At 69.7% G+C, this 20245-nt stretch carries 19 protein-coding genes; 9 read left to right on the plus strand and 10 right to left on the minus strand.

The features are described from left to right. The first annotated feature begins 19 nt into the window (after positions 1-19). The 6 genes from CS1GBM4_RS03570 to CS1GBM4_RS03595 all read left to right on the plus strand — a co-directional run bounded on the left by CS1GBM4_RS03570 (position 20) and on the right by CS1GBM4_RS03595 (position 5986). Complete coding sequence (locus CS1GBM4_RS03570; RefSeq protein WP_186417318.1) at positions 20-1078, plus strand: polysaccharide pyruvyl transferase family protein; 1059 nt, start codon at positions 20-22, stop codon at positions 1076-1078. 3 nt (positions 1079-1081) lie between these two features. Next, positions 1082-2500: a Coenzyme F420 hydrogenase/dehydrogenase, beta subunit C-terminal domain gene (locus tag CS1GBM4_RS03575; RefSeq protein ID WP_186417319.1), complete on the plus strand. Its 1419-nt coding sequence runs from the start codon at positions 1082-1084 to the stop codon at positions 2498-2500. A gap of 90 nt (positions 2501-2590) precedes the next feature. Continuing rightward, positions 2591-3688 carry an inositol-3-phosphate synthase gene (locus CS1GBM4_RS03580; RefSeq protein WP_186417320.1) on the plus strand — a complete coding sequence of 366 codons (1098 nt, stop codon included), beginning with the start codon at positions 2591-2593 and terminating at the stop codon, positions 3686-3688. Next, positions 3685-4281 (plus strand): histidine phosphatase family protein, encoded by a 597-nt coding sequence (locus tag CS1GBM4_RS03585; RefSeq protein ID WP_244607032.1) that lies wholly within the window; start codon positions 3685-3687, stop codon positions 4279-4281. The genes CS1GBM4_RS03580 and CS1GBM4_RS03585 overlap by 4 nt, the downstream gene beginning before the upstream one ends. Positions 4282-4295: 14 nt before the next feature. Next, positions 4296-5051, plus strand: coding sequence for a TIGR04290 family methyltransferase (locus CS1GBM4_RS03590; protein ID WP_186417321.1), 756 nt, complete (start codon positions 4296-4298; stop codon positions 5049-5051). Continuing rightward, positions 5048-5986 (plus strand): beta-xylosidase, encoded by a 939-nt coding sequence (locus CS1GBM4_RS03595; protein ID WP_186417322.1) that lies wholly within the window; start codon positions 5048-5050, stop codon positions 5984-5986. Before CS1GBM4_RS03590 ends, CS1GBM4_RS03595 begins: the two co-directional genes overlap by 4 nt. A 77-nt stretch (positions 5987-6063) precedes the next feature. Here CS1GBM4_RS03595 and CS1GBM4_RS03600 read toward each other — a convergent pair whose 3' ends face one another. The 9 genes from CS1GBM4_RS03600 to CS1GBM4_RS03640 all read right to left on the minus strand — a co-directional run bounded on the left by CS1GBM4_RS03600 (position 6064) and on the right by CS1GBM4_RS03640 (position 15960). Continuing rightward, on the minus strand, positions 6064-7116 hold the full coding sequence (locus tag CS1GBM4_RS03600) for a UDP-glucuronic acid decarboxylase family protein (protein ID WP_186417323.1): 1053 nt from the start codon (positions 7114-7116) through the stop codon (positions 6064-6066). After that, the gene (locus tag CS1GBM4_RS03605) at positions 7113-8267 is read right to left on the minus strand and encodes a glycosyltransferase (RefSeq protein WP_210201522.1); all 1155 of its coding nucleotides are present in this window, start codon (positions 8265-8267) and stop codon (positions 7113-7115) included. Before CS1GBM4_RS03605 ends, CS1GBM4_RS03600 begins: the two co-directional genes overlap by 4 nt. Beyond that, a complete protein-coding gene (locus CS1GBM4_RS03610; protein WP_186417324.1) occupies positions 8264-9406 on the minus strand; it encodes a glycosyltransferase in 1143 nt (380 codons plus the stop codon). Before CS1GBM4_RS03610 ends, CS1GBM4_RS03605 begins: the two co-directional genes overlap by 4 nt. Further along, positions 9403-10512, minus strand: a complete 1110-nt coding sequence (locus CS1GBM4_RS03615) for a glycosyltransferase (RefSeq protein ID WP_186417325.1) — start codon at positions 10510-10512, stop codon at positions 9403-9405. Before CS1GBM4_RS03615 ends, CS1GBM4_RS03610 begins: the two co-directional genes overlap by 4 nt. Beyond that, positions 10509-11591, minus strand: coding sequence for a glycosyltransferase family 4 protein (locus CS1GBM4_RS03620; protein WP_186417326.1), 1083 nt, complete (start codon positions 11589-11591; stop codon positions 10509-10511). The genes CS1GBM4_RS03615 and CS1GBM4_RS03620 overlap by 4 nt, the downstream gene beginning before the upstream one ends. A 44-nt stretch (positions 11592-11635) precedes the next feature. Continuing rightward, positions 11636-12706: an SDR family NAD(P)-dependent oxidoreductase gene (locus CS1GBM4_RS03625; protein ID WP_186417327.1), complete on the minus strand. Its 1071-nt coding sequence runs from the start codon at positions 12704-12706 to the stop codon at positions 11636-11638. Then, the gene (locus tag CS1GBM4_RS03630) at positions 12703-13809 is read right to left on the minus strand and encodes an SDR family NAD(P)-dependent oxidoreductase (RefSeq protein WP_186417328.1); all 1107 of its coding nucleotides are present in this window, start codon (positions 13807-13809) and stop codon (positions 12703-12705) included. Before CS1GBM4_RS03630 ends, CS1GBM4_RS03625 begins: the two co-directional genes overlap by 4 nt. 56 nt (positions 13810-13865) lie before the next feature. Next, positions 13866-14135, minus strand: a complete 270-nt coding sequence (locus tag CS1GBM4_RS03635) for a hypothetical protein (protein WP_186417329.1) — start codon at positions 14133-14135, stop codon at positions 13866-13868. Between the two features lie 61 nt (positions 14136-14196). Further along, positions 14197-15960: a hypothetical protein gene (locus CS1GBM4_RS03640; RefSeq protein WP_186417330.1), complete on the minus strand. Its 1764-nt coding sequence runs from the start codon at positions 15958-15960 to the stop codon at positions 14197-14199. 102 nt (positions 15961-16062) lie between these two features. On the opposite strand from CS1GBM4_RS03640, the gene CS1GBM4_RS03645 reads away from it, so the two are divergent. Next, on the plus strand, positions 16063-17016 hold the full coding sequence (locus CS1GBM4_RS03645) for a zinc-binding dehydrogenase (RefSeq protein WP_186417331.1): 954 nt from the start codon (positions 16063-16065) through the stop codon (positions 17014-17016). Then, positions 17013-18005: a Gfo/Idh/MocA family oxidoreductase gene (locus CS1GBM4_RS03650; RefSeq protein ID WP_186417332.1), complete on the plus strand. Its 993-nt coding sequence runs from the start codon at positions 17013-17015 to the stop codon at positions 18003-18005. Before CS1GBM4_RS03645 ends, CS1GBM4_RS03650 begins: the two co-directional genes overlap by 4 nt. A 92-nt stretch (positions 18006-18097) precedes the next feature. Here CS1GBM4_RS03650 and CS1GBM4_RS03655 read toward each other — a convergent pair whose 3' ends face one another. Then, positions 18098-19012, minus strand: a complete 915-nt coding sequence (locus tag CS1GBM4_RS03655) for a LysR family transcriptional regulator (RefSeq protein ID WP_186417333.1) — start codon at positions 19010-19012, stop codon at positions 18098-18100. A 143-nt stretch (positions 19013-19155) separates the two neighbouring features. Here CS1GBM4_RS03655 and CS1GBM4_RS03660 point away from each other — a divergent pair, with 143 nt between their 5' ends. Next, on the plus strand, positions 19156-20124 hold the full coding sequence (locus tag CS1GBM4_RS03660) for an MBL fold metallo-hydrolase (protein ID WP_186417334.1): 969 nt from the start codon (positions 19156-19158) through the stop codon (positions 20122-20124). Positions 20125-20245 lie beyond the last annotated feature (121 nt).

The following is a 20245-nucleotide window of genomic DNA, read 5'->3' on the forward strand; positions in this document are numbered from 1 at the left end:
CCCTGCAGACGGGCTTGTCATGGCACCGAGCGTCGGCGTGCTGACCTTCCATCGCTGCATCAACTACGGCTCCTACTGGCAGGCGCGCTGCCTTGTCGAAGGCCTGCGGGGGCTCGGGCACGATGCGGTCCTGCTCGATCACGATTCCGCCGCCGCGAAGCGCGCGGAGTGGCGGTGCGCGCTCGCACCCTTGCTACCGGAACAGTCGCCCGCATCCGACCGCGCGCTCTATCGGGCCAAGGTCCGCTCCTTCCAGAGCGCGGTCGCAGCCCTGCCGTTGTCGCAGCCCTTCGACCTCGCCAGTCCCGGGACCATGGCGGCGTGCGACCTCGTCGTGGTCGGCAGCGACGAGGTCTGGAACCTGCGCCACCCCTGGTATGGTGGCGTTCCGGCCTTCTTCGGCAGCGGACTTCCGACCCGGGGGCTGGTTTCCTACGCGGCGAGCTTCGGCAATCATGACGCGGCGGAGGGGTTGGGCGTGCCATGGCGCGACTGGCTCGCAAGGTTCGCCTGCATCTCGGTGCGGGACGCGAACTCCTCGGCGCTGGTTCGGGTGGCGACGAGCCGCCGCCCGGTCATCGTCCTCGATCCCTGTCTCCAGTTTCCGCCGCGCCTCGACCACGCCGGTGAGACCGGCAACTACCTCGCGGTCTACGGGCACGGCTTCCCATGCGGGGTCCGGAGCATGGTGCGGGCCTGGGCGGGCCGCCATGGCTGCGCCATCCGCAGCGTCGGCTACCGCAACGATTGGGCCGACGAGCAGCATCTGGCCGCCGGACCCCATGATTTCGCCGCGCACATGGCCGGAGCGCGCGCGGTCGTCACCAATTTCTTCCATGGCTGCGTCTTCGCGCTGCTCCAATCGAAGCCGTTCGCCTGTTCGCCTTCGGCCTATCGCTTCAACAAGGTGCGCGACCTCTCGGCCCTGCTTGGGCTCGGCGAGCGCCTCGTCGACGACCGGAGCTCGCAAGCGCAGGTCGACGCCTTGCTCGGCGAGCCGCCTGGCGACGGCGTGATGCGCCGCATCGGCGCATTGCGCGCTGCGTCCTTCGACTATCTCGACAGGGCTCTGCACTGAGCCATGGACCGGACCGTCCCCGACCGGATAGCCCCTCGCGACGTCATCGATGCGGGGCTCTGCATCGGCTGCGGCGCCTGCGTCGCGCTGGCGTCGGCATCCGATGCGGGGATGGCATGGAACAGCTTCGGCCAGCTCGAACCCCGGGGATCGGACGGCTGGCGCCATACCCGGACGGCGGAGCTCGCCCGCACCTGCCCCTTCTCGCCGCACTCGGCCGATGAGGACGCGCTCGCGGCCGAGCATTTCCCGGACGCCCCGCAACGGGACGCGCATATCGGGCGTTTTCGGGCGGCCTATGTCGGCCATGCGGCGGAGGGCCAGTTGCGCGCCAGCGGCAGCTCGGGCGGCATGGTCACATGGGTGGCGGTCGAGCTGCTGCGTCGCGGCTGGGTCGACGCGGTCGTCCATGTCGCACCGCTCGACCCGGCCGAGCCCGACCGGCGCCTGTTCGGCTACCGGCTGTCGCGCAGCGAGCAGGAGGTCCGGCGCGGCAGCCGGTCACGGTACTATCCGGTCGAGCTGTCGGAAGCCGTCGCCAGCATGCGCGCGACTCCCGGCCGCTATGCCGTGATCGGCATTCCCTGCTTCATCAAGGCCGTCCGCCTGCTCTGTCGCGAGGACGAGGTTCTGCGCGAGCGCGTCGCGTTCACGCTCGGCCTGTTCTGCGGGCACATGAAGAGCGCCCGCATGGTCGAGAGCTTCGCCTGGCAGACCGGCGCGGATCCCGGAACGGTCGCCGCCATCGACTTCCGGCTGAAGGATGCGAGGCGGCCGGCGAACTGGTACCGCGCCGAACTGACGCTCGACGACGGCCGGCGCGTCGCCGAGGACTGGTGGCACTTCGCCGATGGCGATTGGGGCGCAGGCTTCTTCCAGAGCTCCGCCTGCAACTACTGCGACGACCTCGTCGCCGAGACGGCCGACATCGCCTTCGGCGACGCCTGGGTCGAGCCCTACGCCTCGGACGGGCGCGGCACGAATGTCGTGATCGTCAGGTCCGCGCAGCTCGATGCGATCGTCCGAGCCGGCCTGGAAGCCGGACGACTGGCGCTGACGGAGGTCGACGGCGACTTCGTCCGGCGCACGCAAGAGGCCGGATTTCGGCAGCGGCGCGAAGGCCTGGCCTACCGGCTCGGCTGGCGGCGGCGCGGCCTGGCGCCGCGCAAGCGCGTCCGGCCGGGATCGGACGGGATCACGCTCAGGCGCAGGCTGGTCTACCGCATGCGCGCGTCGATCAGCCGCTGGAGCCACCGCGTCTTCCGATTGGCGCGAGCGCTCCGGCTGCCGTCGCTCTACCTCCTGTGGGCGCGGGCGGCGCTGGCGATCTACCAGGCGCTCACCTATTCGCGCGGCCGTCTCGGCAGGTTCGTCGACTGGGTCGAGAACCGCTTCCGCGACGGGCGCAGCGGCCGCCAATAGCGCCCGATCCGCCGGCTCGGCCTGGGCAGGAACAAAGCTTACGGGGTCGCGTTGCGTTCATGTCCGCCCTTCTGACCGCGGAGACAGATCTTGAGTACGGGAAAACTCCGTGTCGGCATCGTCGGCGTCGGCAATTGTGCGTCTTCGCTGGTCCAGGGGCTGAGCTATTATCGGGACGCCGACGGCAACGAGCCGATACCAGGCCTGATGCACGCCTCGCTCGGCGGCTATCACGTGTCGGATATCGAGATTTCGGCCGCTTTCGACGTCGCGCGCAGCAAGGTGGGCAAGGACGTATCCGAGGCGATCTTCGCCCCGCCCAACAACACCCGCGCCTTCGCGCAGGTTCCGCCGCTCGGCGTCGAGGTCAAGCGCGGCCGGACGCTCGACGGCATCGGGTGCTATGTCGCGGATGCGGTTCCGGAGGCACCTTGCGAGCCGGTCGACGTCGCGCGCGCGCTGGTCGAAAGCCGCACCGACGTGCTGGTCTCCTATCTGCCGGTCGGCTCGCAGCAGGCGAACGAATGGTACATGGAACAGGCCCTCGAGGCAGGCTGTGCCGTGGTCAACTGTCTGCCCGTGTTCATCGCCTCGCGGCCGGAATGGGCCGCCCGCTTCGCCGCCAGGGGCCTGCCGCTGATCGGTGACGACATCAAGAGCCAGGTCGGCGCCACGATCGTCCACCGCGTGCTCGCCAACCTGTTCCGGGAGCGCGGCGTGCGGCTCGACCGGACCTACCAGCTCAACTTCGGCGGCAACACCGATTTCCAGAACATGCTCGAGCGCGAACGGCTGACCTCGAAGAAGATCTCCAAGACGCAGGCCGTGACCAGCCAGCTCGACATCCCGCTTCCCGCCGACGACGTCCATGTCGGCCCGAGCGATTTCGTGCCCTGGCTCGGCGACCGGAAATGGGCCTATATCAGGCTCGAGGGGACGACCTTCGGTGGCGTGCCGCTCAATGCCGAGGTCAAGCTCGAAGTCTGGGATTCGCCGAACTCCGCCGGTGTCGTGATCGACGCCGTGCGCTGCGCCAAGCTCGCCCTTGACCGCGGCGAGGCCGGCGCGCTCGTCGGGCCGTCGAGCTATTTCATGAAATCGCCGCCGCAGCAGTTCACCGACGACGAGGCCCGCGAACTGACCCGCCGCTTCATCGCCGGCGCCGAAGCGGCGGCCGTGCCGGCGTGACCCTGTTCCTGCTCCTGCGCCACGCGGCGCATGACGATGTCGGCAGCTTTCTGGCCGGCCGGACGCCCGGCATTCTGCTCGGGCAGGCCGGGCGGGCGCAAGCCGGCCGCCTCGCCGAGCGGCTGAAGCGGGAGCGCCTCGCCGCGCTCTATTGCAGCCCGCGCGAGCGCACCAGGCAGACGGCGGACGCGATCGCGGCCGCCGGCGCGGCCGAAGCCCCGCAGGTGCTGGACGCGCTCGACGAGATCGATTTCGGCGGCTGGTCCGGCAAGAGCTTCGCGGAACTCGATGCCGACGAGACCTGGCGCGCCTGGAACGCCCGGCGCAGCGAGGCGGTCACGCCCGGCGGGGAAAGCTTCGCCGACGTCGCCCGTCGCATCGTGGGAACGATGGAGCGGCTCGCCGGCCGCCATGCCGGCGCGGCGATCGGGCTGGTCACGCATGCGGACGTGATCAAGGCCGCGGTTCTGCATCATCTCGGCCTCGCCGCCGACGATTGGTGGCGCATCGAGGTCAGCCCGGCCTCGATCACGCGCCTGGTCCTTGCCGGGCACGGCGCGCAACTGCTTGGCCTCAACGAGGTGATCCACTGAGCGGAGGGCCGCTGATGAAGCTGACGTCCGAACAGATCAGGGAACGTGTCGCGGCCCTCGGCCCGTGGTTCCACAATCTCGACCTCGGCGGCGTCGAAACGGCGCCGGACCATTTCCTCGGCGACTATCCGCGGCAGAAATGGCGGCACTTCGCAGGCGCCGTGCCGCAGGACCTCACCGGCCTGTCCGTGCTCGACATCGGCTGCAATGCCGGGTTCTACTCGCTGGAGATGAAGCGCCGCGGCGCCGAGCGCGTCCTGGGCATCGATTTCGACGATACCTATCTCGAGCAGGCCCGCTTCGCCGCGGAGATGGCCGATCTCGACATCTCCTTCGCCAAGCTGTCGGTCTATGACGTCGCGGCGCTGCGCGAGCGTTTCGACCTCGTCCTCTTCATGGGGGTGCTCTACCATCTCCGGCACCCGCTGCTGGCGCTCGACCTGATCCGCGAGCATGTGGTCGGCGACCTGATGCTGTTCCAGTCGATGCAGCGCGGCGGCGGCGAGAGCGCCGAGGTCGGGGAGAACCATCATTTCTGGAACACCGAGCTGTTCCAGAAGCCGGGCTTCCCGCGCCTGCATTTCATCGAGCACCGCTATGCCGACGACCCCACCAACTGGTGGATTCCGAACGCGGCCTGCGCCGAGGCGATGCTGCGTTCCTCCGGCTTCGAGATCCTCTCGCATCCGGAGGCGGAGGTCTATCTCTGCCGCGCCGCCGGCCGTCCGGCCGGGGAGGGCGCCGTCCATCCTGCGCGAGGTGAGCCATGATCGAAGCGGCGATGATCTGGAACGAGCCGAACAACAAGTCGCATTGGGACCCCGCGCTCGATCCCGACTGGGCTCTCTTCGCCGGCATGGCCCGCTGCGCCGCAGACGCGATCGCGGCGGAGAATAGCGGCCTGCCGCGGGTGCTCGGCGGCATCTCGCCGATCGACCCGGTGTTCATGACGAACATGAAGGGCCGCGGCGTGCTCGACCGCCTGGATGCTGTGGCGGTGCACGGCTTCCCGCTCGACTGGAATCTCTGGCAAATTCACGAATGGCCGGAGAGGATCGCCGAGATCCGCACGGTCACCGACCTGCCGATCTGGGTCAGCGAGGTCGGGATCTCCACCTTCGGCGCCGACGAGGTCCAGCTCTGGGGGCTCGAACGCACCGCCGAGCTCCTGCTCGGCCAGGCGCCGCGCATCCACTGGTACAGTCTTTACGATCTGCCGATGGCCTGGGGCGCGACGACCCGGCACAAGGAAGCCGAGGGCTCGTCCTACTATCGGCACTTCCACATGGGCCTGCTGCGGGCGGACGGCACGCCGAAGCCGGCGCTGCAGCGCTTCTCCCATTACACGCCCGAAATGGGCCTGGTGCAATGGTTCCATTTCGAGGATCCGCGCCTCGACGACGCCGTGGCCTGGATGAAGCGGCTCGGCGTCACCTACCTGCGCACCGGCCTCTCCTGGGCCGACAGCTTCCGCCCGAATGCCGATGCATGGTTCGACCGGATGATGACGGCGCTGGAGGATTTCGACGTCACCGTCACCTTCTGCTTCACGCCGGAGCACCGCGGGCTTGCTCCGCACCACACCAGCCCGCCGGTTCTGCCCGAGGAGTTCGCGGAGTTCTGCGGCCGGATGATCCGGCGCTATGGCGCGGGCTCGACGCCGGCTTTCACGGCGGCCGACAGGCTCGTGATGCCGACCGGCTGATCGGCAAAACGGTCTCCAGGCTAAAAGTGGCAGACGGATGCGCCGATCCGCTTGAACCAATCTGATCGGGTCCGGCTTCAGCCTCCCGGCCGCGCCGCCGCCCGGCTCTCGATCTGCCGTGCTTGCCGGATGCCGCGTCCGGTCGGCAGATGCGCGAGCGCCTCCGCTTCCGCTGCGAAGTACGCGATCGTCCTGGCGAGACCGACCGCAAGCGGCACCGTCGGCCGCCATTTCAGCACGCGCTGGGCCAGGGTGATGTCCGGCCTGCGGCGGCGCGGATCGTCGACCGGGAGCGGCCGGAAGGCGATGGTCGACTGTGCGCCCGTCATCTCGACGACCCGCCCGGCCAGTTCGAGAACCTTGATCTCCTTTGGATTGCCGAGATTGATCGCGCCGCGATAGCTGTTGTCATGGCGCGATAGGGCGATCAGGCCGCGGACGAGATCGTCGACATAGCAGAAGGAGCGGGTCTGCTCGCCGCTGCCATAGATCGTGATGTCGTCGCCGGCGAGGGCCTGGGTGATCACGTTCGACACGACGCGGCCGTCGTCGGCGCGCATGCGCGGCCCGTAGGTGTTGAAGATCCGCGCCACTCTGGCATCGCCGCGCCGGGCACGCAGGAAGTCGAAGACCAGCGCCTCGGCGGCCCGCTTTCCTTCATCATAGCAGGCGCGCGGCCCCGTCGGATTGACATGACCCCAGTAATTCTCGCGCTGCGGGTGAATCTCCGGGTCGCCATAGATCTCGCTGGTCGACGCCTGGACGAAGCGGGCCCCGGTCGCCTCCGCGAGTTGCAGCAGGTGATGGGTGCCCATCACGCTCGTCAGCAGGGTGTGCTCGGGATCGGCCTGATAGTGCGGCGGCGAGGCGGCGCAGGCGAGGTTGAAGACGAAGCCCGGCTTGCGCGCGGAGCGCATGAGCTTGGCCGGCGGCGCATCGATGATGTCGGCATCGATCAGGTCGAAGGCCGGCTCGCGCTCGAGATGGCGCAGGTTCTCGATGCGGCCGGTGCGGAAATTGTCGATGCAGACCACCCGCATGCCCTCGGCGAGCAGGGCGTCGACCAGATGAGATCCGATGAACCCCGCTCCGCCGGCAACCACGGCGATGGTTTCGTGTCCGTTCTTCATGCTGTTGCCTCTCGGGGATTCGCGGGCGGGGCGGCGGTCCGGCCAAACGGCGCGGTGAGATCGACGCGCGCGGCCGCCCGCTCGCGCCTGGAAACGGCGGCCCGGAGATGGTCCTCGAGCTCGGCGGCGCGATGGGTGGCCGTATGAGCCGCGAGGGTGCGGTGGCGCGCCGCCGCGGCCATGGCCTCGCGTCTCGGCTCGTCGCAGCCGAGCCAGGCGAGCACCTCGTCGGGGTCCTGCACGAGCGCGATCTCGCGGCCGGGCGCGAGCACCGCGTCGATGCCCGCCCAGATGTCCGACAGGATCGGCGTCCCGCAGGCGGCCGCCTCGAAGATCCGCACGCTCGGGCTGTGGCCCGCCCTGATCATGTCGGCGCGGGTCACGTTCAGCGTGAAGCGGCACGCGCCATAGAAGGCTGGATGCTCGCTCGGCGGCACATGTTCGAGCCGCGTCACATTGCCGGGCCAGTCGATGTCCGCGGGATATTGCGCGCCCGCCACCGCGAAGCGCAGGTCGGGGCGCCGCCGCGCCGGTTCGAGCAGGAGTTTCTCCAGCGTCGGCTGCCGGTCCGGAGAATAGGTGCCGAGATAGCCCAGATCGTAGCGCCGCACCCCGGCGATCGGCCGATAGGCGTGCTCGTCGACCGAACAATAGAGCGCCCGTGCGGCCGGCGATCCATGATCGTTCATCAGCAGGTCCAGCGTCGGCCCGCCGGTGAAGGAGAGATAGAGGTCATAGAGCGGGATCAGCTCCGCCGACAGGTATTCGCAGCTGCCGTCGCGCAGCTTCGCCAGCGTCACCGGCGTGTCGATATCGTAGAAGGCGGTGGCCCCGCGGGCGATCCGCTGCACGAGCCTGCCGATCTCGATGCCGTCGGGAACATAGGAGCCGACGATGACGGCGTCGGCCTCCGCTATCAGGTTTTCGAACAGGGAGAGATCGTCGGTCTCGTCATAGAACTGCAGGCGGCAGAAGTCGGGGTCCGGCATGTCGCGATGGCTGGCATACCAGGGCTGATCGCGCTCGAGGAAGACGATGTGATGGCCGCGTGCGGCGAGGGCCCGCAGCAGCGCGCGATAGGTCGTGGCGTGGCCGTTGCCCCAGGACGAGGACAGCGACAGCCCCAGCACGACGAGGCGCATGGCTGTCATGCCAGCTTCCTTTCCCGTTTGAGAGCGACGGTCTTGCGCAGGATGGCGTCCACCTCGACCGCACGCTGCTGATAGGTGTGCTCGGAGAGCACGCGCGCGAGTGCGGCGCGTCCGATCTCGCGGGCCCGCTCCCGCGTGAGCGCTTCGAGATGCCCGGCGACGTCGAGCCCGTCCCGCGCCAGCAGCACCTCCTCGCCCGGCGTGAGAAAGAGTTCGATGCCTTCCCATGCGTCGCTGATCAGGCAGGCTCCGGCCCCGGCCGCCTCGAAGACGCGCGTCGCCGGCGAGAAGCCGGTCTGCGCCATCGAATCGCGGGCGATGTTGAGCACCGCGAGCGGCGTCGCATTGAAGGCGTTGTGCTCGCGCGTGTAGACATGGCCGAGCGAGCGCACGTTCGGCGGCATCGCCCGCTCCTCCCAGCCATTGCCGCCGATCAGGAAGCTGCGCGAGCGCAGCCGCGCCGCCGGCATCAGGAAGAACTGCGTCACGCGCTCCTCGCGGTCGGGCAGGCGGTTGCCGAGGAAGGCGAGATCGCATGCGAAGCGCGGATCGGGCTCGACCGGATGATGGGTCGTCAGATCGAGCGCATTGTAGATCGGTACGCAGCGCGCCGCGCCCAGCGACTCGTAAGCGGCGACCACCGGCGGCCCTCCGCCATAGGTGAGGACGAGATCGAGCGCCGGCAGCGCCCGCTGAATGACATGGGCGGACATTCCCTGGTCGGACATCGCCGGGACCGCACCTGCCGGCGCCGATTGCAGCGCGCGCAGCGACGCGAGCGTCGCCGGAGCGTCGACGTCCCAGAAGATCCGGACCGCCTCCGGCCTCGAGGCCGCGACGACCCCGTCCAGCAGCGCATCGTCGAACACGCCGACGCCGCTCGCCTTGACCACGATCTCCGCCGCGGCGGCCTCGGCGATCACGCGGCGGACACCTTCGGGCGTGGCGGGATAGACGATGACCCGGGCCCAGTCGGGCGGATCGATGTCGCGGTGCTGCTGGCGGTCGAAGGCGTCGGGCTCGTAGAAGGTGACGTCATGGCCGAGGGCCGCGAGCGCGCGCAGCAGGCCGCGATAATAGGTGGCCGCGCCGTTCCAGTAGGAGGAGAGCAGGCTGGAGCCGTAGAAGGCGATCTTCATGCCGCGACCTCCGCTTGCTCGCGGCCGAGCCGCGCCGTGATGGCGAGCAGTTCCCGGGCGCGATGGGCGCAGCTGTGGCGTGCCTCGATGGTGGCGAGGCCGTTCCCGGCGAGCTCGGAGCGCAGCGCCGCATCCTCTCGCAGATCCCTCAGATGGCGTGTCATCTCGGCGCCGTCCGCGGCGACGAGATAATCGCGGCCGGGATCGAACAGATGCTCGCTGTCCTGCCATGGTGCGGTCACCAGCGGGATGCCGCAGGCCAGCGCCTCGAAGACGCGGATGGTCGGGATGCCCGGCAGCGCCGAGGCATAATAGCGGCGCGGCACATGCACGGTGGCGAGGTGGCGGGCGAAGGTCGCGGGCACGGCGGCGTTCGCCAGCCAGCCGCGGTAGTGCGCGCCATAACGGGCGAGCAGCCGGTCCGCGCTGGCGGGATAGCGCACGCCGTGGATGTCGAGGCTGAGCCCGGCGGCCGCGGCCGGCGCGAGCAGGAAGCTCTCGATCTCGGCGGTGCGTTCGCCGTCGCCCCAGTTGCCGATCCAGACCAGCCCCTCGCGCCGGGTTGCGCTCGGCGGTGGCCGGAAATGACGCGTGTCGGCCGCCTCGTGCCAGATGAAGGCGCGCTCGCCCCAGCCCCAGCTGCGATAGACCTCCGCCAGGGAGGCGCCGAAGGCGAGCACGGCGTCATAGCCCGACAGGTCGTAGACCCGCATCGCGTCCGGTTCGCTGACGGCACGATGATGGGTGTCGTGGAAGAGCAGGCGCAGTCCCGGATGACTCTTCCCGTAGCGGCCGAGCGCGGCGACCAGCGCCGGCTCGGTCCATTCGTGCACGATGGCGAGCGCGGCGCCGTCCAGCAGCTCCTGCGGATCGGGCTCGGCCGCATAGGAGACGACGCGGAGTTCGGGATAGGCCGCGCGAAAGGGTTCGAGCGCCGCCTCGCCATGGTCGGCGAGGAGGTTGGCGAGGCTCCAGGCGTCGGATGGCTGGCAGGCGACCACCTCGTGGCCGAGTTCCATCAGCTCCCGCAGCACCCCGCGCAGGAAATGCGCGTTGCCGTGATTCCAGCAGGAGGTCAGCGAATGGGTGAAGTAGACGATCTTCATGCCGCCGCTCCCTCTCGGCGGCGCCGCTCGCGGCCAGCCGCAGCCGCATAGATCTCGAGCATCTGCGCGGCCATGGCCTCGACCGCGTAGCGCCGTGCGCGTTCCTTCGCCGCCGCGCCCAGGATCGCCCGGCGCTCGGGCGCCGCGGCCAGTTGGGTCAGCGCCCGCCCGAAAGCTTCGGCATTGCGGGCTGGAACGAAGACGGCCGCCCCGTCCCACAGCTCCCTGAAGGTGGGGATTTCGGAGAGCACCAGCGCGCAGCCGGCCTGCGCCGCCTCCAGCACGGCCAATCCGAACGGTTCGTAGAGCGCCGTGGCCACGAAGATCGGCCGGCGCGCGAGCAGCGCGCGGACGTCGGACGGGCCGACCGGGCCGAGCCCCTGCAATCGGCGAAGCTCGATCCTGCTGCCGTTCGGGCCGGTGGTCGGTCCGGCGGCGAGGACCGGCAGCTCGGTGAAGCCGGCGGCCGCGTCCAGCGTGGCGATGTCCTTGGCCTCGTCCCAGAGCCGGCCCGCGGTGAGGGCGAAATGCGGCCGCGCGCCGTGAGGCGGGAGCTCGGCCGGCGCCCTGCCATTGTGAACGACCGCGGGGCGGCGTCCGTAAATTCGCTCGATCTCGGTGGCGAGGGCGCTGGAGGGGCACACCAGGGTGTCGCTTGCGGCGATACCCTGTGCCATCACCTGCGTCCGCCAGCGGAAATCGGCCGGCAAGGGGCCGCCCTTGACGGCCGCCCACCAGCTCGCGAGGCAGGAGTGGACGACGGAGACCACCGCGCTCTCGAAGCTGGCGATGGCCAGCGCCGGCGTGTTCAGATGCACGAGGTCGGCGCCGTGGCGGCGGGCCAGGTCGGAGATCTCCCGAGCCGTGGTTTCGGCGACTTCCGGATTCTCCGCCAGCCAGTCGAGCGGCAGGCCCGTCTCGACCAGCCGCAGCCCTGGGATCGCCGCCGCGAGGCGGCGCTGGCCCTCGCTCGGCGCCGGGCCGAGCAACGCCAGCGTGGTGCGCACCTCGTGACGTGCCAGCCCGGTGGCGAGGTCGAGGGCATAGGTCAGCACGCCCCCGACGGCGTCGGCCGTCATCAGGATCCGCAGCGGGCATGGATTCCGGCGCATCGGCTGCATGGCTACGCTCCCGCCGCCTGGCGGCGCTCGATCCCGCGCGTGCTCTCCGCCAGCCAGTCGCCGAGGCGTGCCAGCCCCACCCGCCAGGGTGTCGGCACGGGCAGATCGAGTTCGCGGGCGATGCGCCTCGTGTCCGAGACGTAGTAGCGCTGGTCGCCGGCGCGCCAGTCCTGGAAGTCGACCTCGACGCGCCGGCCGATCAGACCTTCGACATGGGCGATGAGCTGCAGCAGGCTGACGGCGTTGGCGGGGCCTCCGCCCAGATTGAAGGCCCGGCCGCCGATACGGCGGATATTGCGCCAGGCGCGCAGATAGGCCTCCACGGCATCGTCGACGAACAGGATGTCGCGGACCTGGCGTCCATCGCCATAGATCGTGATGGGCTCACCGCGCAGCGCGCGGATCATGAAATGCGCGACCCAGCCCTGATCCTCGGTGCCGTGCTGATGCGGTCCGTAGATGCAGCTCATCCGCATCACCATGGCGGGGATGCCGAAGGAGCGTGCGTAGTCGAGCACGTACTGATCCGCGGCTCCCTTTGAGCAGCCGTAAGGCGTGTGGAAGTCGAGCGGGCGCTCCTCGGCGATCCCGCGCGAGCGCTGGATCTCGTCGATCGGCAGATAGGCGTCACCCTGCTCGAGGAGATCGATGTCGGACAGGCTGCCATAGACCTTGTTGGTGCTGGCGAAGATCACCGGCACCGGCTCGGACAGGCTCCGCACCGCCTCGAGGACATGCAGGGTGCCGCACAGGTTGACGCCGAAATCGTCGACGGGATCGGCGAGGCTGCTGGTGACCGCGACCTGCGCCGCGAGATGGAACACGGCCGTCGTGCCGCGAACCGCTTCGGCGACGGCGCCGGCGTCCCGAATGTCGCAGTGACGGAGGGTGACGCGCTCGCCGTGCCGCTGCTGCAGCCAGGCGACATTGTGCGCGACGCCGGGGCGAGCCAGGCTGTCATAGATCAGGACCCGATATCCTTCCCGCGCCAGCCGGTCGACCAGGTTGCTGCCGATGAAGCCGGCTCCGCCAGTCACCAATACGGAACGGGAGGAGGCGGGATCCGGTCTCATGCCACCAGCCCGCGGACTTCGAGTTCACGCCGCGCCTCCTCGGCGCGGTCGGATGCCTGCTGCCGCGCCACCCATTCGGCGAGCTCGGCCAGACCTTCGCTGAAATCCTGCTGTGCCCGGAAGCCGAGCTGTGCCTCGGCCTGGCCGACATCGGCGAAGCAGTGGCGGATATCGCCCGAGCGCGCCTTACCGGTGATTTCGGGCTGGATCGATGCACGCCCCATCGCCTGCGCCAGCAGGGCGCCGACCTCGGCGATGGTCCGGTGCTCGCCGCTGCCGACATTGTAGACCTTGCCCGCTGAGGCCGGATGCTCGAGCGCCGCCACGAAGGCCCGGCACACGTCGCGGACATGGACGAAATCGCGGCGCTGCAGACCATCCTCGTAGACGAGGGGAGGACGGCCGTTGAGGAGCCGCGAGGCGAAGATGGCGAGCACGCCGGTATAAGGGTTCGACAGCGCCTGGCCGGGCCCATAGACGTTGAAGAGCCGGAGCGCCGTCCCCTGCATGCCATAGGCGGCGCTGAGCATCAGCGTCAGGCGCTCCTGGACATATTTGCCGAGGGCATAGACAGAGGCGAGGGAAGGGCGTTTCCATTCCGGTGTCGGCGCGGGAACGAGCGGGCGGCCGGCGCCGTCGAGCGGCTCCCAGCTGCCGCCGCCGATCTCGCCGCGGACCGCGTCGTCGACGAGATTGCCGTCGGCGTCGCGATAGAGGCCTTCGCCATAAATGCTCATGGAAGAGGCCACCACCACGCGCTCGACCGGCCTGTCGATGAGCTGCTGGAACAGCACGGCGGTGCCGTGATCGTTCACCGAGACATAGCGGTCGACCGCATACATGCTCTGGCCGACGCCGACCTCGGCCGCGAGATGCACGACGTGGCTGGTGCCGGCCAGTGCGCGCTTCACCTTCCCGGCGTCCCGGACATCGCCCGCGATCATCTCGACCTCGCGGGGGAGGCGCAGGCCGTTCTCGCCGCGCTCGTGCACCTGCTCGATCAGGCTGTCGAGAACCCGGACATGATAGCCGTGGCGGAGCAGAGACTCGGCGAGGTGGCAGCCGATGAAGCCGGCGCCCCCGGTAATCAACACGCTCTTCATGAATTCCTCGGCGATGAATTCTTGGGAGATGAATTCTTGGGAGATGAACGCTTGGGCTATGATTTCTTGCGCTCGATCAATTTGTTGAAGCGGCTATTCGTGTCCTCTTCGTAGAGGAGCGCGAGCTTGCGTTCCTCGAATTTGTCGAAGAACTCTTCCCAGGAGATTTCCTCCAAGCCTTCGTCAGCTTCGCCGAAATCGAGCCTCAGTAATCCTGGATCGTCTTCCTTCCGGCCGGTACCTTTCACCCGCGCCGGTCGCCCGCCGCGTGCCTCCGCCCACCGGCGGATCTTTGAATGGTTGGTCGTCGTATTGCCGTGGGACATCAGGAAGCTCCTTCGTCTCCGGGACAAGACGTCAACAGGCAGCTACAAAGATGGTTCCTGCTCAAAGCTCTCGAAGGCATCGCTTTTTCAATAATGCGACGTATCTGTACGTCAGCGTACAAAGTAGACGGCGGTCGACTTCCAGAAGAGGCGCCTGCGCATCGAGGGTAAAATTGCCCGCCTGGAAAGCGAGGTAGCAGCTTTCGTAGAAGTCGATCAGGCGGGGCTCGAGCGCGCAGCCCCTGGAGCGCAGGCCTGCGCACAGCGCGTCGAATTCGCCGTCGGACAGACCGAGCTCGATTCCGGCGCCGACGACGTCCCAGGCGATGTCCTGGCAGCCGATCAGGTCATGGGCATCGCAGTGATCGATCGCGTCGGTCTTGACCAGCCGCCCGCCGGGCCGGAGCAGCCATTCCCAGGCATGCATGCGGTTGTCCGTCTCGACGCGCCGAACGAGATGTTCGGGCGGCGGGGCCGGCAGCCTCGCCTCATGCGCAGCCGATGCGAGCAGCCCGGCAATGTTCCGGCGGCGCATCTCGTCGAGCTCGGCGAGAGTCGCACCGCTTTGCGCCGGTGCCGGCAGATGGCGGGCTCGGAATGCGAGGTAGTCGGCAAGCTGGACGACCAGCCCTGCACGATCCCGGTTCGCGTCGAGCGCGACGGCCTCCTCCTGCCAGCGCTCCACGAGAAAGCCGTGCCGCAGCCCGAGCGGCTCGATCGTGAAGCCGCTCCCCGCCAGGATCCGGGCGCGGCGAAGCGCGGCCCGGCCTGTCCGCCCGAGTCCGGCAAAGCGCAGCAGGAAGACGCCACGCTCGCCGCGAAGCAGGAATTTGCGCCGCTCCTTCCGTGGGCTCGCGGGGGCGACCCTCCCGGTGGAGCTCAGCTCTCGCCAGCGGCCGGCGCCGATGTCCTGCAGCGGGACCAGCGCCGGGCCGGTCAGGTCCTCGACCCAGGCGGCGAGCCGGTGACGGGGCTCCGGCGTGTCGAGGGCGAGCCGGTCGAAGCCGACGACATGCCGGGGCGCCGCATGCCAGCGCGCCACGGTCTCCGGCCTCGCCGCGCCGCCGGGCGGATTGTGGTGCGAGGGGAAGAAATGGATGTTCCGCCGCGGCACGCCGAGGCGCTCCAGCACGTCCGCAACCGCTGCGAAGGACGAGCCGGACAGGCCCGGCCCCTCGTCGACCACGGCGAACAGCCGATCACGGCGTCCCGCCAGGCTGTCGCGCAGGCCGTTCGCCAAGGCCAGCTTCCGCTCGAAAGGGTGGCCGATCGGGCGCAGCGAGAGCGACAGCGAGGCCCCGGTTCCGGCAGCGACGACGGCGCCGAGGCCGAGCCCGATGCTCCTCAACCCGATCACCGTGGGGGAGGTGCCCGCCAGCCCGCGCGCCGCCATGGCGTAGCTTTCCGGATAGAGAGCGTAGTAGGCGTAGCCCTCGGCCTCCTTGCTCTCGACCCGTTCCGGCAGCTGCAATGTCGCGAGCGCGGCGATGGCCCCCGTCGTGACCGCGGGCGACGGCGTTGCCCCCGTGGTCCAGGAGTCGATCACCGAACCGGCGAGGCGCCGCAGGACGGCGTCCACGGTCGTGACGGCCGCATCGAGCCGATCGCGGCGCTCCCGCGCGAATCTCTCGTCGAGCAGCCCCTGCGCCAGACCTGCGGCCGCGATGAACAGATCGACGAGGCGGCCATGCCGGTCGATCCAGTCGGCCCGCCCCTCGATCGGCCGCGCCGCTGCCGCCTGCAGCTCCTGGAGCAGCTGGCGAGGGCATTCGGACCGCCTGCGTTCGCCGAAGACCAGCATCCCCGAGCAAGCGGCCCGGAACATCTTTGTTCCCTGCGACGTTGGCGATCATCCGGTCCCAGCCAGCGGAGCGATTTCTTGGATGCGATTCCGGCCCCGGCTCCGACACGGCGAGCCGTCCGCACCATGCGCGCCGCCGTCATCACGGCTCCCGGCCGGGTGGAGATGAGCGCGGTGCCGGTGCCGGAGCCGGGACCGGGCGAGGTGAGGGTGCGGCTCGAGGGCTGCGGCGTCTGCGCCTCGAATCTCGTGCCCTGGTCCGGCCCGGCCTGGATGAGCTTTCCGACCGCACCGGGCGATCTCGGCCATGAGGGCTGGGGCGTTGTCGACGCGGTGGGGGAGGACGTCGCCGGCATCCGCCCGGGCGAGCGCGTCGCCGCGCTCTCCTACAGGGCCTATGCGGAATACGACATCGCCGCAGCCGATGCCGTCGTGCCATTGCCCGCGGCGCTCGCGGGCAAGCCGCTGCCGGGCGAGCCGCTCGGTTGCGCGATGAACATCTTCAGACGCAGCGAGATCGCCGCAGGGCAGACCGTCGCCATCGTCGGAGCCGGCTTTCTCGGCCTCCTCCTGACGCGGCTGGCGAGCGAGGCCGGCGCGCGTGTGATCGCGATCTCGCGCCGCCCCTTTGCGCTCGCGCTGGCGCGGCGCATGGGCGCCGCGGAAGCGCTGCCGCTGTCGGACGACGCCTCGCTCATCGGAGCGGTGAAGGAGCTGACCGGCGGTCAGCTCTGCGAGCGGGTCGTGGAGGCGGTCGGCAAGCAGGCGCCGCTCGACCTCGCCGGCGAGCTGACCCGCGAGCGCGGGCGCCTGATCGTCGCCGGCTACCATCAGGACGGGCCGCGCCAGGTGAACATGTGGCTGTGGAACTGGCGTGGGCTCGACGTCGTCAATGCGCATGAGCGCGATCCGAGGATCTATGTCGAGGGCATGCGCGCCGGCATCGCCGCTGTCGCGGCCGGCCGGCTCGATCTGGACGAACTCGTCAGCCACAGCTTCCCGCTGGAACGGCTGGGCGCGGCGCTCGACGCCACCCGCGATCGTCCCGACGGCTTCGTGAAGGCCGTCGTCCGGCCATGATCGCGTCTCGGCCGCGTCTCGGCTTTCTCGGCCTCGGCTGGATCGGGCTCGATCGCATGAAGGCCATTCTCGCTTCGGGAACGGTCGAGGTCGCCGGCTTCGTCGATCCCGCGCCGGAAGCGGCCGGGCAAGCGCATGGGCTCGCCCCCGGAGCCCGGCAGCTCTCCTCGCTGGAGGACCTGCTCGCGCTCGGCCTCGACGGCCTCGTCGTGGCGACGCCGAACGCGCTCCATGCCGCCCAGAGCCTCGCCGCGCTACGGGCCGGCGTCGCTGTCTTCTGCCAGAAGCCGCTCGGGCGCACGGCAGAGGAGGTGCGGGAGGTGGTGTCTGCTGCAAGGGAGGCGGACCGGCTGCTCGGCGTCGACCTGTCCTATCGCTGGACCGAGGGCATGCAGCGCCTGCGTGACCTGGTCCGCACCGGGACGCTCGGGCGTGTCCATGCGCTGGATCTCGTCTTCCACAACGCCTACGGCCCGGACAAGCCCTGGTTCTACGACCGGCGGCTCGCAGGCGGAGGCTGCGTCATGGATCTCGGCATCCATCTCGTCGACCTGGCGCTCTGGCTGCTCGACTTTCCAAAGGTCCACGCGGTCGGCTCGCATCTTTTCGCAGGCGGCGAACCGCTCGCGCCGGACAGCGAGCGTGTCGAGGATTACGCGGCGGCCACGCTCGAGCTCGACAGCGGCGCGGTCGTGCGCCTCGCCTGCTCGTGGCGGCTGCATGCGGGCCGCGACGCGGTGATCGCCGCGGAGGTCTATGGCAGCCGGGGCGGTGCGGCGTTTCGCAATATCGACGGCTCGTTCTACGATTTCGTCACCGAGCATTTCAGCGGCACGACAGGCCGGACGATGACGGTGCCGCCCGACAGGTGGGGCGGCCGGGCAGCCTGCGACTGGGCGCGCCGGCTCGCACGAGGCGGACGTCATGATCCCGAGAGCGAACGGCTCGTCGATGTCGCCGAGGTGCTGGACCGCATCTATCGGCGATGAGAATCGACCGGTGCTGCGCCGCCGCCCCGCTGGTCCCGCCGATCCGGCAGCTCGGTCGCTGGGAGCGGACCGCCATGGGTGATGAGCCGTCCTCACGGATCGCCGCCATGGAGCCCAGCCATCCGTTCCCGCAGGCGCGGCACGGTCCAGTCCAGGAAACAGCGGAGCTTCAGCGGCAGCAGCTCCGCCTCCGGATAGACGAGGCTGACCGGCAGCGGCTCCGGCGCGAACTCGGGCAGAAGGACCTGCAGCCGGCCGGAGCGCAATTCCTCCTCCACCTGATAGGACAGCAGGCGGATGATCCCGAAATCCGCCAGCGCGGCCTGGATCGCTGCCTCCGTCGTGTTGACCGCCAGCCTCGGGTGCGGATCGACGGCAAAGGCCGCGCTGTCCCGCCGGTAGCGCGTTTCCGGAGCGACGGCGAAGCCCTGGAAGCTGATCCCGTCATGTCGCGCCAGATCCTCCGGCGTGCGCGGCACGCCGCGCCGGGCGAGGTAGCCGGGGCTGGCGCAAATGACGCGACGGACCGTGCCCAGCCGGGTCGCGATCAGCGCGCTGTCCGCCAGATGCCCGATGCGCAGGGCGACATCGATATGCTCGTCGGCGAGATTGAGCTGCTGGTCGGTCAGCATCAGCCGCAGCCTGATTTCGGGCTGCTCCGCCAGAAAGTCCAGCGCGACAGGCATCAGATGGTGCTGCCCGAAGGCGATCGGTGCCGTGACCTGCAGCTCGCCCCGGGCGGTCCTGTACTCGCCGGCCGCCTCGCGCTCGGCCTCCTCCAATTGTCCGAGGATGCGCCGGGACGCGGCGACGAAGGCACGGCCCGGATCGGTCAGGGCGATGCCGCGGCTGGAGCGCCTCAACAGCCGGGTACCCAGATGCCGTTCGAGCTCGGCGATCTTGCGGCTGATCGTGGAGAGCGGGGCGCGCAACTGCCGCGCCGCTCCCGAAAGACTGCCGGCCTCGACGATGGCCAGCAGCACCGCCATGGCGTCGAAACGGTCCACGCTCCTCCTCCCGATTTCCGGGAGGACGGCTCCCAAAGTCGCTGGATACTACATTCCTGGGGGAGGCTCTAGCTTGCCGTCGGACGCGCGAGGCCCGCCCGGTTGGCGCGCCGATGTCGCGTCTCCATCAGACGGAGCAAGTCATGGCTCAATTCTCTCGCCGCGCTTTCGCGGCCGGCCTCCCGCTCGCCGTCGTCGGCGGCGGCCTCGTCCCTCCGGCCGGTCTCGCCCCCGGCCTGGCGGCCGCCCCGCCTGCGGCCCGGGTGCCGCCGCTGGCGCAGATCCGGATTGGCCGCTTCACCGTCACGGCGCTGACGGATGGCTATGCGGACATGCCCTATACGTTCTTCCCCGGCCGCTCGGCCGCCGAGGTCGAACACGCGGCGGCGGCGCAGTTCGTCGCCCGTCCGAGCGGCGTCCGCTTCGTGTTCAACCAGTATTTGGTCGAGGACGGCGAGCACAAGATCCTGATCGATGCCGGGCCGGCCGGCTCGATCGGGCAGACGGGAGCCCTGCCGCAGGCGCTTGCCGCGCTCGGTCTACGCAACGACCAGATCGACGCGGTGATCGTGACCCATATGCACCAGGACCATATGGGCGGGCTGGTCGCCGGCGGGCAGAACAACTTTCCCAGGGCCGAGCTGTACATCGATCGGCGGGACGTGACCCACTGGACGGATCCGGCCAGGCGCAGCGGCGCCCCGGATTACCTGCAGACCAGCTTTCGCATGGCGGCGGACGTCGTGCGCCTCTATCCGCGTCTGCAGGCCATCGACGGACCGCGCGAGATCGCCCGCGGCATCTCCATCGTCGACCTGACCGGGCATACGCCCGGCCATATCGGGGTGCGGATCGAGGATGCCGGCCGCAGCCTCATCATGGTGTCCGACATGCTCTTCCCGGTGGTGCACCCGGCCGCGACCGATGTGAACTTCCTGTTCGAGCAGGATCGCGCCGCGGCGCAGGCGATGCGGGACCGGTTCTTTCCGGTCGCCGCGGCGGAGGGCGCGCTGATCGCCGCGACGCATATGCCCTTCCCGGGGCTGGGCCGCGTCGTTTCCGACCGGGGCCGGATGCGCTGGCAAGTGGCGGACTGGGCGTTGCAGGCCTGATCGGGCGCGGCGCCGACGGCGGCCCAGACCGGCGAGGGCAGGGTGGACCCATGCACCGCGGAGATCGTCGACCAGGGCGGCGCGCGACCGCTTGCGCGGCGCGCGTCTCGTCCGGGCCGGC

It is taken from the genome of Allobosea sp. CS1GBMeth4, from assembly GCF_900185715.1.
Lineage (GTDB): Bacteria > Pseudomonadota > Alphaproteobacteria > Rhizobiales > Beijerinckiaceae > Allobosea.

Bases quoted from the DNA above. Each gene is read 5' to 3' on its own strand.
- CS1GBM4_RS03570 (WP_186417318.1), top strand. From the start codon at position 20: ATGGCACCGAGCGTCGGCGTGCTGACCTTCCATCGCTGCATCAACTAC.
- CS1GBM4_RS03575 (WP_186417319.1), top strand. From the start codon at position 1,082: ATGGACCGGACCGTCCCCGACCGGATAGCCCCTCGCGACGTCATCGAT.
- CS1GBM4_RS03590 (WP_186417321.1), top strand. From the start codon at position 4,296: ATGAAGCTGACGTCCGAACAGATCAGGGAACGTGTCGCGGCCCTCGGC.
- CS1GBM4_RS03595 (WP_186417322.1), top strand. From the start codon at position 5,048: ATGATCGAAGCGGCGATGATCTGGAACGAGCCGAACAACAAGTCGCAT.
- CS1GBM4_RS03600 (WP_186417323.1), bottom strand. From the start codon at position 7,116: ATGAAGAACGGACACGAAACCATCGCCGTGGTTGCCGGCGGAGCGGGG.
- CS1GBM4_RS03605 (WP_210201522.1), bottom strand. From the start codon at position 8,267: ATGACAGCCATGCGCCTCGTCGTGCTGGGGCTGTCGCTGTCCTCGTCC.
- CS1GBM4_RS03610 (WP_186417324.1), bottom strand. From the start codon at position 9,406: ATGAAGATCGCCTTCTACGGCTCCAGCCTGCTCTCCTCCTACTGGAAC.
- CS1GBM4_RS03615 (WP_186417325.1), bottom strand. From the start codon at position 10,512: ATGAAGATCGTCTACTTCACCCATTCGCTGACCTCCTGCTGGAATCAC.
- CS1GBM4_RS03620 (WP_186417326.1), bottom strand. From the start codon at position 11,591: ATGACGGCCGACGCCGTCGGGGGCGTGCTGACCTATGCCCTCGACCTC.
- CS1GBM4_RS03625 (WP_186417327.1), bottom strand. From the start codon at position 12,706: ATGAGACCGGATCCCGCCTCCTCCCGTTCCGTATTGGTGACTGGCGGA.
- CS1GBM4_RS03630 (WP_186417328.1), bottom strand. From the start codon at position 13,809: ATGAAGAGCGTGTTGATTACCGGGGGCGCCGGCTTCATCGGCTGCCAC.
- CS1GBM4_RS03635 (WP_186417329.1), bottom strand. From the start codon at position 14,135: ATGTCCCACGGCAATACGACGACCAACCATTCAAAGATCCGCCGGTGG.
- CS1GBM4_RS03640 (WP_186417330.1), bottom strand. From the start codon at position 15,960: ATGTTCCGGGCCGCTTGCTCGGGGATGCTGGTCTTCGGCGAACGCAGG.
- CS1GBM4_RS03645 (WP_186417331.1), top strand. From the start codon at position 16,063: ATGCGCGCCGCCGTCATCACGGCTCCCGGCCGGGTGGAGATGAGCGCG.
- CS1GBM4_RS03650 (WP_186417332.1), top strand. From the start codon at position 17,013: ATGATCGCGTCTCGGCCGCGTCTCGGCTTTCTCGGCCTCGGCTGGATC.
- CS1GBM4_RS03660 (WP_186417334.1), top strand. From the start codon at position 19,156: ATGGCTCAATTCTCTCGCCGCGCTTTCGCGGCCGGCCTCCCGCTCGCC.